Annotated in this window: 14 protein-coding genes and 1 pseudogene; 8 read left to right on the top strand and 7 right to left on the bottom strand. The window is 72.6% G+C overall.

Annotated features, from left to right (window positions below):
• The first annotated feature begins 194 nt into the window (after positions 1 to 194).
• Positions 195 to 1,139: an ROK family protein gene (locus JW592_RS02080; protein WP_209263066.1), complete on the top strand. Its 945-nt coding sequence runs from the start codon at positions 195 to 197 to the stop codon at positions 1,137 to 1,139.
• Between the two features lie 3 nt (positions 1,140 to 1,142).
• Here the strand turns inward: JW592_RS02080 and JW592_RS02075 are convergent, their stop codons facing one another.
• A complete protein-coding gene (locus JW592_RS02075; RefSeq protein WP_209263065.1) occupies positions 1,143 to 1,469 on the bottom strand; it encodes a DUF8129 domain-containing protein in 327 nt (108 codons plus the stop codon).
• A 309-nt stretch (positions 1,470 to 1,778) separates the two neighbouring features.
• On the opposite strand from JW592_RS02075, the gene uppS reads away from it, so the two are divergent.
• Positions 1,779 to 2,756: a polyprenyl diphosphate synthase gene (gene uppS / locus JW592_RS02070; RefSeq protein WP_209263064.1), complete on the top strand. Its 978-nt coding sequence runs from the start codon at positions 1,779 to 1,781 to the stop codon at positions 2,754 to 2,756.
• Here uppS and JW592_RS02065 read toward each other — a convergent pair.
• Positions 2,751 to 3,773 (bottom strand): helix-turn-helix domain-containing protein, encoded by a 1,023-nt coding sequence (locus JW592_RS02065; protein WP_209263063.1) that lies wholly within the window; start codon positions 3,771 to 3,773, stop codon positions 2,751 to 2,753. The two genes, uppS and JW592_RS02065, sit on opposite strands and share 6 nt — an antisense overlap.
• A gap of 62 nt (positions 3,774 to 3,835) precedes the next feature.
• Here JW592_RS02065 and JW592_RS02060 point away from each other — a divergent pair, with 62 nt between their 5' ends.
• Positions 3,836 to 4,405, top strand: a complete 570-nt coding sequence (locus tag JW592_RS02060) for a TIGR03086 family metal-binding protein (protein ID WP_209263062.1) — start codon at positions 3,836 to 3,838, stop codon at positions 4,403 to 4,405.
• A gap of 166 nt (positions 4,406 to 4,571) precedes the next feature.
• Positions 4,572 to 5,624 (top strand): NUDIX hydrolase, encoded by a 1,053-nt coding sequence (locus JW592_RS02055; RefSeq protein WP_209263061.1) that lies wholly within the window; start codon positions 4,572 to 4,574, stop codon positions 5,622 to 5,624.
• A 64-nt stretch (positions 5,625 to 5,688) separates the two neighbouring features.
• Here the strand turns inward: JW592_RS02055 and JW592_RS02050 are convergent.
• Positions 5,689 to 7,050, bottom strand: a pseudogene (locus JW592_RS02050) (dipeptidase); the annotation flags it as partial.
• Between the two features lie 432 nt (positions 7,051 to 7,482).
• On the opposite strand from JW592_RS02050, the gene JW592_RS02045 reads away from it, so the two are divergent.
• Entirely contained in the window at positions 7,483 to 8,754 is a 1,272-nt protein-coding gene (locus tag JW592_RS02045) for a geranylgeranyl reductase family protein (RefSeq protein ID WP_307805260.1), read from the top strand.
• An 82-nt stretch (positions 8,755 to 8,836) separates the two neighbouring features.
• On the opposite strand, the gene JW592_RS02040 is transcribed toward JW592_RS02045, so the two are convergent.
• The gene (locus JW592_RS02040; RefSeq protein WP_209263059.1) at positions 8,837 to 9,292 is read right to left on the bottom strand and encodes a nitroreductase family deazaflavin-dependent oxidoreductase; all 456 of its coding nucleotides are present in this window, start codon (positions 9,290 to 9,292) and stop codon (positions 8,837 to 8,839) included.
• A gap of 212 nt (positions 9,293 to 9,504) precedes the next feature.
• Here JW592_RS02040 and JW592_RS02035 point away from each other — a divergent pair, with 212 nt between their 5' ends.
• From JW592_RS02035 to JW592_RS02025, 3 genes are all read left to right on the top strand, one after another.
• Complete coding sequence (locus JW592_RS02035; RefSeq protein WP_209263058.1) at positions 9,505 to 10,215, top strand: TetR/AcrR family transcriptional regulator; 711 nt, start codon at positions 9,505 to 9,507, stop codon at positions 10,213 to 10,215.
• A 75-nt stretch (positions 10,216 to 10,290) separates the two neighbouring features.
• Entirely contained in the window at positions 10,291 to 11,652 is a 1,362-nt protein-coding gene (locus JW592_RS02030; RefSeq protein ID WP_307805258.1) for a sensor histidine kinase, read from the top strand.
• Positions 11,653 to 11,710: 58 nt separating this feature from the next.
• A complete protein-coding gene (locus JW592_RS02025) occupies positions 11,711 to 12,376 on the top strand; it encodes a response regulator transcription factor (RefSeq protein WP_209263057.1) in 666 nt (221 codons plus the stop codon).
• Between the two features lie 22 nt (positions 12,377 to 12,398).
• Here JW592_RS02025 and JW592_RS02020 read toward each other — a convergent pair whose 3' ends face one another.
• From JW592_RS02020 to JW592_RS02010, 3 genes are all read right to left on the bottom strand, one after another.
• On the bottom strand, positions 12,399 to 12,863 hold the full coding sequence (locus tag JW592_RS02020) for a DUF4442 domain-containing protein (protein WP_209263056.1): 465 nt from the start codon (positions 12,861 to 12,863) through the stop codon (positions 12,399 to 12,401).
• Positions 12,864 to 12,900: 37 nt separating this feature from the next.
• Positions 12,901 to 13,737 (bottom strand): alpha/beta fold hydrolase, encoded by an 837-nt coding sequence (locus JW592_RS02015; RefSeq protein WP_209263055.1) that lies wholly within the window; start codon positions 13,735 to 13,737, stop codon positions 12,901 to 12,903.
• Between the two features lie 150 nt (positions 13,738 to 13,887).
• Complete coding sequence (locus tag JW592_RS02010; RefSeq protein ID WP_209263054.1) at positions 13,888 to 15,240, bottom strand: MFS transporter; 1,353 nt, start codon at positions 15,238 to 15,240, stop codon at positions 13,888 to 13,890.
• Positions 15,241 to 15,250: the final 10 nt, after the last annotated feature.

The raw sequence follows: 15,250 nt of genomic DNA, 5'->3' as shown, positions 1-15,250 counted from the left end.
CGGAATCGGCGGTGTCGGAGACGTCGGCGGCCACGGTCGGAGTCCTTGTCGTTGATCGCGATACGGAGCAGCATAGCGGCGGTGGCGCCACCGGTCTGGACAACGTTGTCAGATCCCCCGGCTCTTGCGAAACTGAGCGGGCAATCCCGCGCACCGTGCGGGTCCGTCAGCCGCACGTGCAGGAGCAGTTGCCCATGCCCAACGACCTCGTCGCCGCGCTCGACATCGGCGGTACCAAGATCGCGGGTGCTCTGGTGGACAGCGGCGGCAGACTGCTGGCCCGCACCCAGCGGCCCACCCCGGCGCGGGAGAGCGCCGAGCGCCTGGGTGCAGCCGTCGACGGAGTGCTCGGCGAACTGGCCGCCACGCCCCACTGGTACCGCGTCGGGGCCGTCGGCATCGGCAGCGCCGGGCCGGTGGACGCCAAGGCGGGCACCGTCAGCCCCGTCAACATCCCCGCCTGGCGCGACCACCCGCTCGTCGCCGATGTACGCGAACGGGTGGGCGACCTGCCCGTCTCACTGATCGGTGACGGTCCGGCCATCGCCGCGGCCGAACACTGGCAGGGCGCTGCCAAGGGCCGCACCGACGCGCTGTGCATGGTCGTTTCCACGGGTGTCGGCGGGGGGCTCGTCCTCGGCGGCTCGCTCCACTCGGGGCCCACCGGAAACGCCGGTCACATCGGCCACATCAGCGTCGACATGGACGGCGACCCGTGTCCCTGCGGCTCGCGCGGCTGTGTCGAAACCATCGCCAGCGGCACCAATATCGCCCGCCGTGCCCGGGAGGCGGGCTGGCGGCCCGGACCCGGCCAGGACGCCACAGCGGCGGGCGTCGCCGCTGCGGCGCGCGCCGGTGACCCACCGGCCCGCGCCGCGTTCGAGCGTGCGGCCCGTGCTCTCGCCGCCGGAATCGCGGCCACCGCAGCCCTGGTCGAACTCGAGATCGCCGTCGTCGGCGGCGGGGTGGCCCGCTCCGGCGACGTCCTCTTCGACCCCCTCCGCGCGGAGCTGAAGCGCTACGCGACGCTGCCCTACCTCCACGGCCTCATCCTGGCCCCCGCCGCCACCGGTGCCGACGCCGGCCTCATCGGGGCGGCCGCGGCCGGCTGGCAGCTACTGGGGCTGCAGGTGGCCTGAGGGTCACAGTTCGTGCTTGCCGTGGCGCAGGGGCTCCTCCGGTTCGGCCGCGCTCGCCGGGGAGACGGGGGAGGAGCCAGGGGTGTCGGACGGGATGTCAGGACCCGCCGCGCCGGGGTCGCCCTCGGAGGGCTGGGCACCGGATTCGAGCTGGTCCAGGCGCGCGGTCAGGATCTGCTCCACCTGCGGCCGGTCGGCGTGCTCCTGCTCGTACTCCAGGAGTTGCCGCACCTCGCCACTCCGCAGCGACCTGATCCGGTGCTCCACACTCCCGGCCGGCAACTGGTCGTAGTCGGGCAGCGGGAGCGCGTTGGGCTGCTGTGCTGACATGGGTCTCCGGCCTCCTCGGTGGCAGGGATTCCGGTTGTCCGGCGCCGTCCGGCCCGCTCACTTCGCCGGCCGGCGGCGCCGCTGTCTCCAAGCTGCGGCGTCTCCAGTGCGCCGCAGCCCGGCGGGTATCCACATCAGGCGCCCGGCACACCTTCCCCAGGGCTCCGCGCGGCACCGGCCGGCCGGTGGCCTCCGGGGAGCCCGGCCGGTCTTCTCCGAGAGTGCCGCGGCGAAGGGATACAAGCACCCGCATCCGGGCATGCACTCTCCGGATGTGACTGGTTGCTCTACGTGCTCACTGGAGAGTCGATGACACCCGGGGTTCCTCCCAGGCATGTCGCCTGCATCATGGACGGCAACGGCCGTTGGGCCCAGCACCGCGGGCTGGAGCGCACCCACGGCCACATGGCCGCACGCGCTGCCCTCGAAGCGGCTGTGGACGGCGCGTTGGAGCACGAGGTCGAGTGGCTGACGCTGTTCGCCTTCTCCACGGAGAACTGGTCACGCCCGGAGGAAGAGGTCAGCTTCCTGGTGCGCTTCCTCGCCCAGCACGTCATCGGCAGGGGAGCACGGAGCATGCACGAGCGCGGCGTTCGGCTGCGCCTGCTGGGCCGTACGGACCCCCGCGTTCCCGCCGAGGTGCTGGACAGGCTGCGGGAGGCGGAGGAACTCACCCGCGACAACAGCACGCTGCAACTGAGCCTGGCGTTCAACTACGGGGGCCGCCAGGACCTGTGCGAGGCCGCACGCTCCCTCCTCCTCCAGGAGGTTCCGGCCGCGGAGATCACTGACGAGAACCTCGCCCGGCACATGCTGCTGCCCGAACTGCCCGACGTCGACCTGCTGCTGCGCACGGGGGGCGAGCACCGGCTGTCGAACTTCCTGCTGTGGCACTGTGCCTACGCCGAACTCGTCTTCCTCGACGTACTGTGGCCCGACTTCCGCACCGTGCACTTGCGGCACGCCGTGGAGCTGTACCAGCAGCGTCAGCGCCGCTTCGGCACGGTGGGCCGCACGGACGCGGCCGACGCCGCCGCTCCGACGGTGGCCGGCACCGCCGCCGCGCCGCCCGATGCCGCTCCACCAGCGGTCGAGGCCACCGCCCCCGCGATCGGCACCGGCCTCGTTCCCTCGCTCGCCCCGTCCGCGCTGCTCAGTCTGCCCACGAGCATCGCCTCGCACCTGGGCGCCACCCTGTGGGACGGGCTGCGGGAGACGGCCCGTTCCACCCTGCACCGGCTCACCGGGGAGCCGACGGGTCCAGGGCGGGACAACCAGTCGTCATGACGGTGCCCGGCCCGGCACCGTCTCCTCGTCGCCAGGCCCGCGCTCGACGTCACCCGCCGGCGCGGCCTGCGCTGCGGCGCGGGCGTACGCGGACGGCGTGACGCCGACCGCGGCTGTGAAGTCGCGGACCAGATGTGCCTGATCGCTGTAGCCGAGTTCGGCCGCCAGCCGGGCCCAGTCCGTCCCGGGGTGCGCGGTGGCGTGCTCCATGGTCTCGTGCACGCGGTAGCGCAGGATCGTCCACTTCGGTGTGACGCCCACATAGGTGCCGAACAGCCGCTGGAGGGTCCGTACGGACATGCCCGCGTCCGCCGCGAGGCGCTCGACGCGCAGTACGGAGCGGTCCGTACGTACCCGGTGTGCCAGCGCCATCGCCCGGTCGGCGGCCGGGTCGGGGGCGGGGGAGAGGGAGAGCAGGAAGGCGTCGAGTGCCGCCACCCGGTCGTCCTCCAGGTCGGGGCCGAGGACGCGGGAGGTGGCCTCTCCTCCGGTGCCGAACGCCTCGTCGAGCGGGAGGTGGCGGCCGGTCAGCGTGGCGAGCGGGCGGGGCGGGGCGAGGAAGGGACGGAAGCCGCCGGGCCGGAACTGCACCCCGCACACCCTGCCGGTCCCCTCCAGCTTGGTGGTGAACACCCCGGTGCCGACCTCGGCGACCAGCCCGGTAACGGGCGCGAGACCGGCCGGACCGCGCCGCTCGAAGACCAGATTGACGCAGGGATGCGGGACGACCTGGGACACGTACGGCTCCTGGAGGTCCCAGTCGATCAGCCAGTAGTGCTCGACCCAGCGGCGGAGCGGCTCTGCCGGGAGCCTGCGGCGGAAGCGGACCCGCGCCAGCAGGTCGGGGGCCAGCACGATCCCCCGGGTGTCCCGGCGCGGACCGGCCCCCGAGGTGTCCCGGCGCGGACGGGCGCCGCCCTCCGGGCTCCGGGGGCGGGTGCCGCCGGTCTCGTCGGCGTCGCCAGGCACCTTCCACCCCGCTGTGGCGCCTTCGCCGCGGTCGCTGTGACCTGCCATGACGGAAATCCTATGTCGCGTTTCTTCAATTCGCGACGGGTGACCGGGCATAGCGTGACGGTATGGCGAACGCACTCTCTCCCCTCATCGACAGCGCTGCCCGCGCCACCGACCCCGTCATCCGCGGTGTCAAGGACGAGCAGCTCACCTGGCCCACGCCCTGCGCCGACTACGACGTGCGGGCACTGCTCAACCACCTCTTCCACGTCGTCGTCAGCTTCCAGGCGCTGGCTACCCGGGGAGAGGCCGACTTCAGCACCACCCCCGACTATCTCGAGGGCGACTGGCGTACCCGCTTCAGCGACGAGACGGTGAAACTGGCCGAGGCGTGGTCGGCGCCCGACGCGCTGGAAGGCGTCTCCCAGGGGATGGGCCTGCCGCAGCGCACGGTCGCGCACATGGTGATGGGCGATCTGGTCGTGCACGGCTGGGACCTGGCCCGCGCCACGGGCCAGGACTACCGCCCCGATCCTGCCGCGCTCGGCGAGGTCGGTCCCGGGTTCGAGGAGATGGCGCCCATGGCCCGCAAGGCCGGCGTGTTCGGCGAGGAGATCCCGCCGCCGCCCGACGCCACCCCCTTCGAGCGGCTGCTGATGCTCACAGGGCGTGACCCGGGCTGGACCCCGAGCTGATCCCCGTCCGGCCGTTCCCCATCCCCCGAGGGGTCGCACGCGCCTGCCGAACGCGCCGGGGCGCGGGCGCCGTGACTCGTTCCGCGCCGGGAGAGCCGACCCGGCGCGTTTCCCGCACCGGGTGATGCGGGCAACTGAACGGGGAAACGGATGAGGGGGGAACACCGTGATCGTCTGGCTGAACGGCGCGTTCGGCGCGGGCAAGACCACCGCGGCGTACGAACTCCTGGACCTGCTGCCAGGCAGCACGCTCTACGATCCCGAGGTCATCGGCGCCGAACTGCGCTGGATGCTGCCCAAGGAACGGCTCGCGCAGATAACCGACTTCCAGGACCTGCGTTCATGGCGGCGGCTCGTGGTGGACACGGCCGCCGCTCTGCTGAACGAGGTCCCCGGCCCGTTGATCACTCCGATGACGCTCCTGCGGCGCGAGTACCGGGACGAGATGTTCGGCGCCTTCGCCGCCCGCCGTATACCCGTACGTCACCTGCTGCTGCACGCCGAGGAGGCGGTACTGCGCGAACGCATCGACACCCGCGCCGCCGCGGACGGCGGCGCCACCCGGTCGTGGTGCCTGAGCCACCTGGGCCCGTACCGGGAGGCGCTGCCATGGATCACCGCGGAGGCGCACACCATCGACACCACCCACCTCACCCCGCGCGGTACGGCCCGACGTCTCGCCGAGGTGATCAGCGCGGGAGAGGGGGCGGTGGACATCGTGCAGACGCCCGAGCCGACGGCCGAGACGGTCGCCGCCGGGATTCTGCTGTTCGACGACCGGGACCGGGTCCTGCTCGTCGACCCCACCTACAAGCCCGGCTGGGAGTTCCCCGGCGGCGTCGTCGAGCAGGGCGAGGCCCCCAGCGCGGCCGGATTGCGGGAGGTGTTCGAGGAACTGGGGCTGCGGCTGGCCGGAGAAGGGGGACTCGCGCTGCTCGTCGTCGACTGGGAGCCGCCGCACCCGCCGGGGTTCGGCGGGATGCGGCTGCTCTTCGACGGCGGACGGCTCGCGGCCGGGGAAGCAGCGGCGCTCCTGCTGCCCAGCGCCGAACTGCGCGGCTGGCGCTTCGTCACGGAGGAGGAAGCCGCCGAACTGCTGCCTCCGGTGCGGCTGGAGCGGCTGCGCTGCGCTCTGCGGGCCCGCAGAGCCGGACATCCGCTCTACCTGGAGGGCGGCGTCCCGACCGGGGCCACCGGCTCGGGACGCCTGCTGCGCTGACGCCTGGGGAGCGACTCCCGTACGCGGAACGCAGCTGCCGCGCCTACCGCCACAGCTTTGGTGGTCAGGCTCCGGTGGTCTGCTCCGCGTAGCCGCGCAGGAACAGCGCCTCGGCCACCGCCAGCCGCTCCAGCTCGCGCGGGTCCACACTCTCGTTCACGGCGTGGATCTGCGCCTCGGGCTCGCTCAGCCCGATCAACAGGATCTCGGCGTCGGGGTAGAGCGCGTCCAGCGCGTTGCACAGCGGGATCGAGCCGCCCATCCCGGCGACCTGCATCTCCTGCCCGTCGTACGCGGCGCTCAGCGCCGAGGCCATCGCCGTGTACGCCGGGCTGGAGGTGTCCGCGCTGAACGGCTGGCCCTTGCCGATCACTTCGGTCGAGACGCGGGCCTGCCATGGCACGTGCGACTCCACGTGCGCGATCAGCAGCTCGATGGCCTTCTCGACGTCCGTGCCCGGCGGAATCCGCAGCGAGATCAGCGCGCGGGCCGAGGCGTGCACCGAGGGGGTGGCGCCCACGACCGGTGGGCAGTCGATGCCCAGTACGGTCACGGCCGGCCGCGCCCACAGCCGGTCGGCGACGGCGCCGCCACCGATCAGACCGACCCCGTCCAGCACCTTGGCGTCCCGCCGGAAATCGTCTTCCGGATACGGCATGCCCTCCCACCGCGCGTCCGCTTCGAGCCCGTCGATGACGGTGTTGCCCTCGGCGTCCCGCAGCGAGTCGAGGGTGCGCAGCAGCGCAGCCAGCGCGTCGGGTGCTGCGCCGCCGAACAGACCCGAGTGCAGGTTCCCTTCGAGCGTGTCCACCTGTACGCGCAGCAGCGTCATGCCGCGCAGGGTGGCGGTGACGGTCGGCAGCCCGCAGCGGAAGTTGCCGGCGTCCCCGATCACAATGGTGTCGGCGGCCAGCAGTTCGGGGTGCTGCCGCGCGTACTGCTCGAGACCGCCGGTGCCCTGTTCCTCCGAGCCCTCCACGATCATCTTCACCGAGACGGGCAGCCCGCCGTTCTCCCTGGCGGCACGCAGCGCGAGCAGGTGCATGATGAAGCCGCCCTTGCAGTCGGCCGCACCCCGGCCGTACCAGCGCCCGTCCGCGCCGTCGGTCAGCTCGAACGGCGGGGTGCGCCAGGCCGCCTCGTCCAGCGGCGGCTGTACGTCGTAGTGCGCGTACAGCAGCACCGTCGGCGCTCCCGCCGGTCCCGGCAGGTAGCCGTAGACGGACCGGGTGCCGTCCGGGGTGTCGAGAGCCGCCACGTTCTCGAAGCCCTCGTCGCGCAGCGCCTCGGCGACCCGGTCGGCCGCGCCCTCGCACTCGCTCCGGGGAAACTGCTCCGGGTCCGCGACCGACCTGAACGCCACCAGCTCGGCGAGTTCGGTCCTCGCCCGCGGCATCAGCGAGGCGACGGTCGCCGCCACGTCTGCGGCCTTGGAGGCGGAAGACGCTGAAGGTACTGAAGACGGGGAAGACGCGGCGGAAGCGGCTGAAGCGGGCGAAGCGCTTGAAGTGGTTGAAGCGCTTGAAGCGGGCGAGGAAGGCATAGCCGTCGGGTCGGACGAAGGCTGCTGCATGGGGAACGCTCCTTGTGGGTGCGACGTTGGCACACGTGTACGGAGACATGTGTATCGCACATGGGCGGGCCCGTAGGATGCGGTGGGCCATCCGTAAGCCGAGGTCAAGCGGGAGCACAACACATCGTGAGCAGCGAGCAGGCAGCCGGGAACGAAGACGTCGAGCCCGCGGAGCACGCCGGCACGGGTCGGGCGGCGGAATCCGGAGCGGAACACACCGTCGAGAGCCCCGCCGAGGAGGCCGCGGCCGACGGCGCCCAGGACCGCCCCGTCTGGGATGTCGTCGTGGTGGGCGCGGGACCCGCCGGAGCCTCGGCCGCCTACGCCGCAGCCGTCGCGGGCCGCAGCGTACTGCTCCTGGAGAAGGCCGAACTGCCCCGCTACAAGACCTGCGGCGGCGGCATCATCGGCCCCTCCCGCGACGCGCTGCCCCCCGGTTTCGACCTGCCCCTGCGCGAACGTGTGCACGCCGTGACCTTCACCCTCAACGGCAAGCTCACCCGCACCCGCCGCTCCCGCAACATGCTCTTCGGCCTCGTCAACCGGGACGAGTTCGACAACAGCCTGGTCGAGTCCGCCGTCAAGGCCGGCGCCGAGGTGCGCACCGGGGTCATGGTCTCCCGCGTCGAGCAGCACGGCCCCGCCGTTCCCGACCGCCGCACGGTCGCCGTCGTCCTTGCCGGCGAGGAGGAGCCCGTGCTGGCCCGCGCCGTCGTCGGCGCCGACGGCAGCGCCAGCCGGATAGGGGCACACGTAGGCGTCAAGATGGACCAGGTCGATCTCGGCCTGGAGGCCGAGATCCCGGTACCGGAGAGCGTCGCCGAGGACTGGGCCGGACGCGTTCTGGTGGACTGGGGCCCGCTGCCCGGCAGTTACGGCTGGGTCTTCCCCAAGGGCGACACCCTCACCGTCGGTGTCATCTCGGCCCGCGGCGAGGGCGCGGCCACCAAGCGCTATCTGGACGACTTCATCGGGCGCCTCGGCCTGGCCGGATTCGAACCCAGCGTCTCCTCGGGCCATCTGACCCGCTGTCGTGCCGACGACTCGCCGCTCTCCCGCGGCCGGGTGCTGGTCTGCGGCGACGCGGCCGGGCTGCTGGAACCCTGGACCCGCGAGGGCATCTCCTTCGCGCTGCGCTCCGGGCGCCTGGCGGGCGAGTGGGCCGTACGGATCGCCGAGTCGCACGACGCGGTGGACGCACGGCGGCAGGCTCTCAACTACGCCTTCGCAGTCAAGGCGGGACTCGGCGTCGAGATGGGGGTGGGACGGCGGCTGCTGCGGATCTTCTCGCGCCGCCCGGGTCTCTTCCACGCCGCGCTCACCGGGTTCCGCCCCGCATGGAACGTCTTCGCCCGCTTCACCCGCGGCGCCATCTCACTCGCCGAGGTCGTCCGCGTCCACCCCGTCGCCCGCCGCGCGCTGGACACCCTCGACCGCCGGGAGGCCGGGCGAGAGGCGGCAGTTGACGGCGCGGCCACGCCCGGGAACGGCACCGACGGCGACGACGAGGCAGGCGGCAGCAGCGGCGAGGAGGCGGCGACCCGGCGCCCCGCGTAGCCCTCGCGGCCCTTCCGCGGGCCCGGCTGCGAGCCCTCCAGCGGGCCTTCCCGTGAGCCCTTCTCGTGAGCCTTTCCGCGGGTCAGTCGAGGTAGGTGAGCCGGAAGACGGGGTGGCGTCCGGCGGCGGCGCGCAGCTCCTCGTCGGAGGAGTCCGGGCCCAGCCCCTGGAAGAACGCCCCGACCTCCCACTTCCACTTGCGCAGATAGGCCCGCAGGATGTCCGGCTTCTCAGCTTCGGGCACCTCGGTTGCGGAGAAGCGCCGCCCGCGGCCGCCGTGGAAGATCTCGCCTCCGCCCGCCGCGCGCATGTTGTGCGTCCACTGCACATGTCCACGGGCGGCCACCAGGTAGATCTCGCCTCGGTGGTGGAGCGGATTGACCGGGGTGCGGCGCCACTCGCCGCTCTTACGGCCCTTGACCGCGAGTACGCCCGACCCTGCCACGCTGACCCCTCGCCGCGAGAGCCAGGAGACGAGGGGGTTCAGCATCTTGTTGGTGAACCATCCGGGGCGCTGGACGTATGGCGTGGTCGACATCGGTTTCCTCCGTAGGGAGCGGCTGGCGGCGGGGCGGTGATCCGTTTCGAGAGCACTGCTCTCTGTGTGGAGCAGTGTTGCACCTCGGATGTTCCGATGCAAGAGCAGCGCTCTCGTCAGTGAACGCTGATCCGGATGGCGAACATCGCTCTCGTTCGCGTGCGCCGCTCCCCTTGTTGAGCACCGCTCTCCAATCTGAGACACTGCTCTCCATGACGAGCAGGATTCAGGGTGCCCGGCAGCGGGCCCGCGGGGAGATCACCAACGCGATCAAGGACGAGGCGCGCCGCCACCTCGCGGACGAGGGCGCGTCCCGCCTCTCCCTCCGTGCCGTGGCCCGCGAACTCGGGATGGTCTCGTCGGCCCTCTACCGGTACTTCCCCAGCCGCGACGACCTGCTGACGGCGCTGATCACGGACGCCTACGACGCGGTCGGTGCGGCGGCCGAGGCGGCGCTCGCCGAGGCGGAATCAGCGGGGGACTCGCATCTCGTCCGCTGGCGGGCCGTCTGCCGGGCCGTGCGTGCCTGGGGGCTGGCGCATCCGCACGAGTACGCGCTGATCTACGGCTCACCCGTGCCCGGGTACGCCGCGCCTGCCAGCACCACCAGGCCGGCCTCCCGAGTAGCTCTGGCCCTGCTGTCGGTGCTAAGGGACGCGCATACGAGTGGAGCGCTGCGCGAGCCCGCTTCCGGTGCCGCGGCCCCGGAAGCCGTGCTGAAGGACGCCGAGCTGCTGGCCGAGCACCTCGGTGTGGAACTGCCACCGGCCGTGCTGGCCGAGGTGGTCGCCGCCTGGTCGCAACTGTTCGGGCTGATCAGTTTCGAGCTGTTCGGGCAGTTCACCAAGGTCGTCGACGCCCGCGACGCGTTCTTCGACCACGCCGTCGAGCACCTCGCCGACCAGGTGGGCCTCCGCCGCTGATACTCCCCGGGGAGTATCAGCGCGCACCGCGCTCGGCTGACGCCGCTCAGCCGGTACCGGGCTAGCGTGAGGGATGTGACCAGCACGCCGCCCTCCGCCGACCGGCCCGGCCCCTCCGGCTCGCCCGGTCCATCCGGCACTCCGGCAGACCGGGCCTCCGATGCCCCGGCCGGCGCCGCCGCGCGCCCGGCCGGGGCCGGGAGGAGCCTGCCGCCGTTCGGTGCGTGGCGGCCCTCGCTTCCCCCGTGGTGGGGCGGGTTCGGGCGGGCCCCGGCAGCGCGGCGCATTCCGTGGCTCTCCTCGCTCGCCATCCTCGTCTTCCAGCAGGTGGGCACGGGCTTCGCGGCGCACAACCAGCGGGCGGACACGGTTGCTCCGGGCGTCGCGGCGCGAGTCCTGCTGACGCTGGGGCCGCTCCTTCTGCTGCTGCGGCACCGGTATCCCCGTACCGCCGTGTTCGGCACGTCGGCGGTGACGCTGGGGTATCTGGCCGCCGGCTACCCCTACGGGCCGGTGCTGGTCAGCCTCGTGGTCGCCGGGTTCGCCGCGCTCGTGGCCGGGTACCGGTACGCGACCTGGGGCGCCCTGGGGGTGCTGTGGTGCGGCCATCTGCTGGCGTCCCACACCTTCTACCGCTGGCTCCCGCCCCAGGGGGACGGGCCGGGGCCCTGGGGCACCGACCTGTTCATGGCCGTATGGATGGTCGCGCTGTGCACGGCGGGCGAACTGGCCAGGGTGCGTCGCGCCGAACGGGAGCGCAGGGAACGGGAGGCAGAGGCGGCGGCCAGGCGCCGGGCCGACGAGGAGCGGCTGCGGATCGCCCGCGAGCTGCACGACGTACTGGCACACAGCATCTCCGTCATCAATGTGCAGGCGGGCGTCGGACTCGCGCTGCTGGACTCCGACCCGGCGCAGGCCCGGACGGCGCTCACCACCATCAAGTCCGCCAGCAAGGAGGCGCTCGGGGAGGTGCGGCAGGTGCTCGCCACCCTCCGGACGTCGGGTGAGGGCGAGGCGCCGCGTGCCCCGGCGCCGGGGCTGGACCGGCTCGGCGAGCTGACCGAGCAGGCCGCGAGCGCCGGGCTGCGGGTCACCACGCGGACCGAGGGCACGCCTGTGCCGCTGCCGCCCGGCGCGGACCTGGCGGCGTTCCGCGTCGTCCAGGAGGCGCTCACCAATATCGTGCGGCACTCCGGCTCACGCACCGCCCGCATCGGTGTGGGCTACGGTGCCGATGTGCTGGAGCTGCTCGTCGACGACGAGGGCCCGGCCACCGGCGCCGGGCCGACCGGTGGTGGCAACGGGCTGGTGGGGATGCGGGAGCGGGCAGCGGCATTCGGCGGCACCGTCGAGGCGGGGCAGCGTCCCGACGGCGGCTTCCGGGTCAGAGCGACGATCCCACTGCGCTCCGGTGAGAACCGGGCGCCGCTACAGTGACGGCCCCGGCCGCCTCACGCGCCGGGCGGGGAGCGACAACAGGAGACGGAGGCGGACCGTGATCCGTGTGCTGCTGGCCGACGACCAGGTCCTGGTGCGCGCCGGTTTCCGCGCACTGCTGGACGCGCAGCCCGACATCGAGGTGGCGGGCGAGGCGGCCAACGGCGAGGAGGCGGTCGCGCTGGTACGGGAACTCGCCCCGGACCTGGTACTGATGGACATCCGGATGCCGCTCGTCGACGGTCTGGCCGCCACCCGCCGGATCACCTCCGACCCGGAGCTGACCGAGGTGAAGGTGGTCATGCTGACGACCTTTGAGCTCGACGAGTACGTCTTCGAGGCGCTGCGTTCGGGGGCCTCGGGGTTCCTGGTCAAGGACACCGAGCCGGAGGAACTGGTGCGGGCCGTGCGGGCGGTGGTCGGCGGGGACGCGCTGCTGTCGCCCGGCGTCACCCGGCGGCTCATCGAGGAGTTCGCGGCCCGCTCCAAGGAGCCCGACGGAGTCGAGGGCCTGGCCGAGCTCACCGAGCGGGAGCGGGAGGTGATGGCACTGGTGGGCATAGGGCTCTCCAACGAGGAGATCGCTCGCCGGCTGGTCGTCTCGCCGCTGACCGCCAAGACCCATGTGAGCCGCACGATGGTCAAGCTGGGCGCCCGCGACCGCGCCCAGCTCGTCGTCCTCGCCTACGAGTCGGGGCTGGTGCGGCCGGGCTGGCTCGGCTGAGCCGTCCGGAGCCCGCCGGCCGTCACCGGTCCCGTTTGCGGCGTACGTAGAGCTGTTTGCGGACGCGGGCGACGACCGTGCCGTCGGCCGCGGTGACTGTCGACTCGAACCAGGGCAGTGCCTTGGAGCCGTCCGCCGTTGCGGCGCGTATCTCCTCCAGCCGGTCCCCGGTCAGCGTGAACTCGGTGTAGACGTCGCCGCGGCCGGGGGAGACGAACTCGATCTCCGCCGCCTTGTCCCACACCACGTAGTCCCGGCCCAGCCGGTTGACCGCCAGCAGGCACCAGAAGGGGTCGCTCATCGAGTAGAGCGAGCCGCCGAACTGGGTGCCGAAGTAGTTGCGGTTCAGCCGGCCGAGCTTGAGCCGCACCCGGGCGCTGCTCCAGTCCTCGGCGATCTCCAGGACGCGGATGCCCGCGAAGCGGTACGGCGGATACCAGTTCAGGGCCCGGGAGAGTCCCTTCGGGGTGCGCAGCGGGTTGGTCATGAGCGGGACGGTAGCACCCGTCGTTACTGCCTGGTAATCACTTCTCGCTCAGAAACCTCACCAGTGCCGCCGTCAGTTCCGCCGGAGTGTCCTCCTGCACCAGATGGCCCGCGCCCTCGATCATCCGCAGTCGGGCTCCGGGGATGCGGGCTGCGACCTCTCGCGCGTTGTCCGACGCGATCCAGGCGTCGTCGCTGCCCCAGCAGACGAGCACCGGAACCGCGGTCTCGCCGTAGCGCTCCTCGGCTTCCCGGGTCCAGCGCTGGTCGTTCTGCGCGATCTGCCGGAAGAACGCGGGCTGCCCTTCCTCGCCCAGCCAGGGCCGGGTCAGTTGGTCGAGCACATCGCGGTGCAGGCCGCGTGCGCTGGCGGAGGAGATGTACTCACGCACCAGAGCGCGGTGCAGCGCGGGCGGCAGCCGGCTGAAGATGTCCGGGTGCGCGCCCATCAGCTTGTAGGTGGGCGAGCCCCAGGAGTCGAAGGCCACCACGACGTCGACCAGGGCGAGCCTCTCGTAGGCCGCTCCGTGCAGCAGATGCGCCCGCATGGCCACCGTGCCACCGAAGTCGTGTGCCAGTACGGCGGGCCGCTCCAGCCCCCAGTGCGCCAGGAGTTCGGTGAAGACCCGGGCCTGTGCCCCGAGGGTGACGTCCTGACCCTCGTACTTCGCCGAGGCTCCGTACCCCGGCATGTCCCACACGTACACCCGGTGCTCCGCCGACAGCGCGCGGGCCACGTTCCGCCAGGTGTAGGAGGACCAGGGCGTCCCGTGCAGCAGCACCACGGGCGGTGACGCCGGGTCGCCGAGGGCGGCCCAGCGCACCGTTCCGGTCGAGCTCTCGAATGTGCGGTCCAGCGTCCATGTGTCGTTCATGGGCACCACTCTGCGCGCCGGGGGAGCGGCAGAACATTGGCCTGACCGACGACAAGCGGAAGATTCTGGCCACGGCCGCCGCCAGTGCCACGGCCTGGCACTACCCCGGCCCCCACCACTGCCACTTCCCCGCCACTGTCACTGCCCCTCTCACCCGTCCGGCAGCACCGCCCCTCGTGTCACCGCGGCCGTCAGCGACGCCAACGCCGCGAGCACCGCGACCGTCAGCAGCGCGGTCTCGAGTGAGAACCAGTCCGCCAGAAAGCCGATGGCCACCGGGCCGAGCAGGATTCCGCCGTACCCGAAGGTGGACGCGGCGGCGACACCACGGGGCCCCGCCAGGTCCCCGGCGCGCCCGATGGCGATGGGGAAGACGTTGGCGAGTCCCAGGCCGGTCAGCACGAAGCCGCCCAGCGCCCCCCACACCGACGGCGCGAGCGAGCCCAACAGCATCCCGCAGCAGCCCAGCGCCCCGCCGCCGACCAGTACCCAGACAGGGCCCAGTCGCTCGACGAGCGTGGTCCCCGAGAGCCGTCCGAGTGTCATCGCTCCGGCGAAGACGGAGTAGCCGGACGCGGCCAGGCCCGCGCTCGCTCCCAGATCGTCCGTCAGATGCAGCGCGCTCCAGTCGGCCAGCGCCCCCTCGCCGTACGCGGTGCACAGCGCGATCAGCCCCAGCACGGCGACGAGTCCGCGGGTACGCGTCGTCCTCGCCCGGGCCCGCGTGCGACGGGTGTCCGCGTCGTGGCCTGGGGCGGTCGCCGGCCCAGCACGCGGCTTCGCCCGCTCCGCGCGCACCTTCGCCGGCTCCGTGCGCCCCTCGGCCGGTCCCGTACGCCCCTCGGCCGGCGCCGCATGCCATGCCACCGGCAGTTGGAAGCGCAGCAGCGGCCGGGCGGTGAGTGTGGCGGCCAGCAGCCCGGCTCCGGCTAGCAGCAGCAGGTGCGGGGTGGGGCTCAACTCTCCGGCGAGCAACCCGCCCAGGCCGGCGCCGAGCATGCCGCCGAGGCTGAAGGCGGCGTGGAAGCCGGGCATGACGGGGCGGCCCAGTGCGGCGATCAGGTCGACCGCCGTGCTGTTGAGGGCGACGTTCATCCCGCCGTAGGCGGCACCGAACACCAGCAGGACCAGTCCGAGCGCGAGTACCGAGCGGGTGAGCGGCGGGAGTGCGACGCTGAGGGGCAGCAGGAAACCGCAGGCGAGGAGGACGGGTTGGTTGCCGAAGCGGGCGCACAGCCGTCCGGTCACCATCATGGTGGCCACGGCTCCCGCCGACACGCCGAGCAGCGCGAGGCCGAGTGCGCTGGCCGAGGCGCCCGTCTGGGCCTTGACTGCGGGAATCCGGACGACCCATCCGGCGAAGAGGAATCCATCGAGAGCGAAGAAGACGGTCAGGGCGTAGCGGAAGCGGCGCAGGTCCGGGCTGTGGGATGCGGCGGAGGATCGGCCGCCGTGCCCCGTTGCACCGGCGAGCGCCGACCGTATTTTGTTTAGTGTCGGCACAAAGAGAGAA

Origin of the sequence: Streptomyces spirodelae (genome assembly GCF_017676385.1) — a bacterium.
GTDB lineage: Bacteria > Actinomycetota > Actinomycetes > Streptomycetales > Streptomycetaceae > Streptomyces > Streptomyces spirodelae.
Note: the sequence above shows the minus strand (reverse complement) of the source record. Positions and strands in the feature narration are given on the sequence as shown.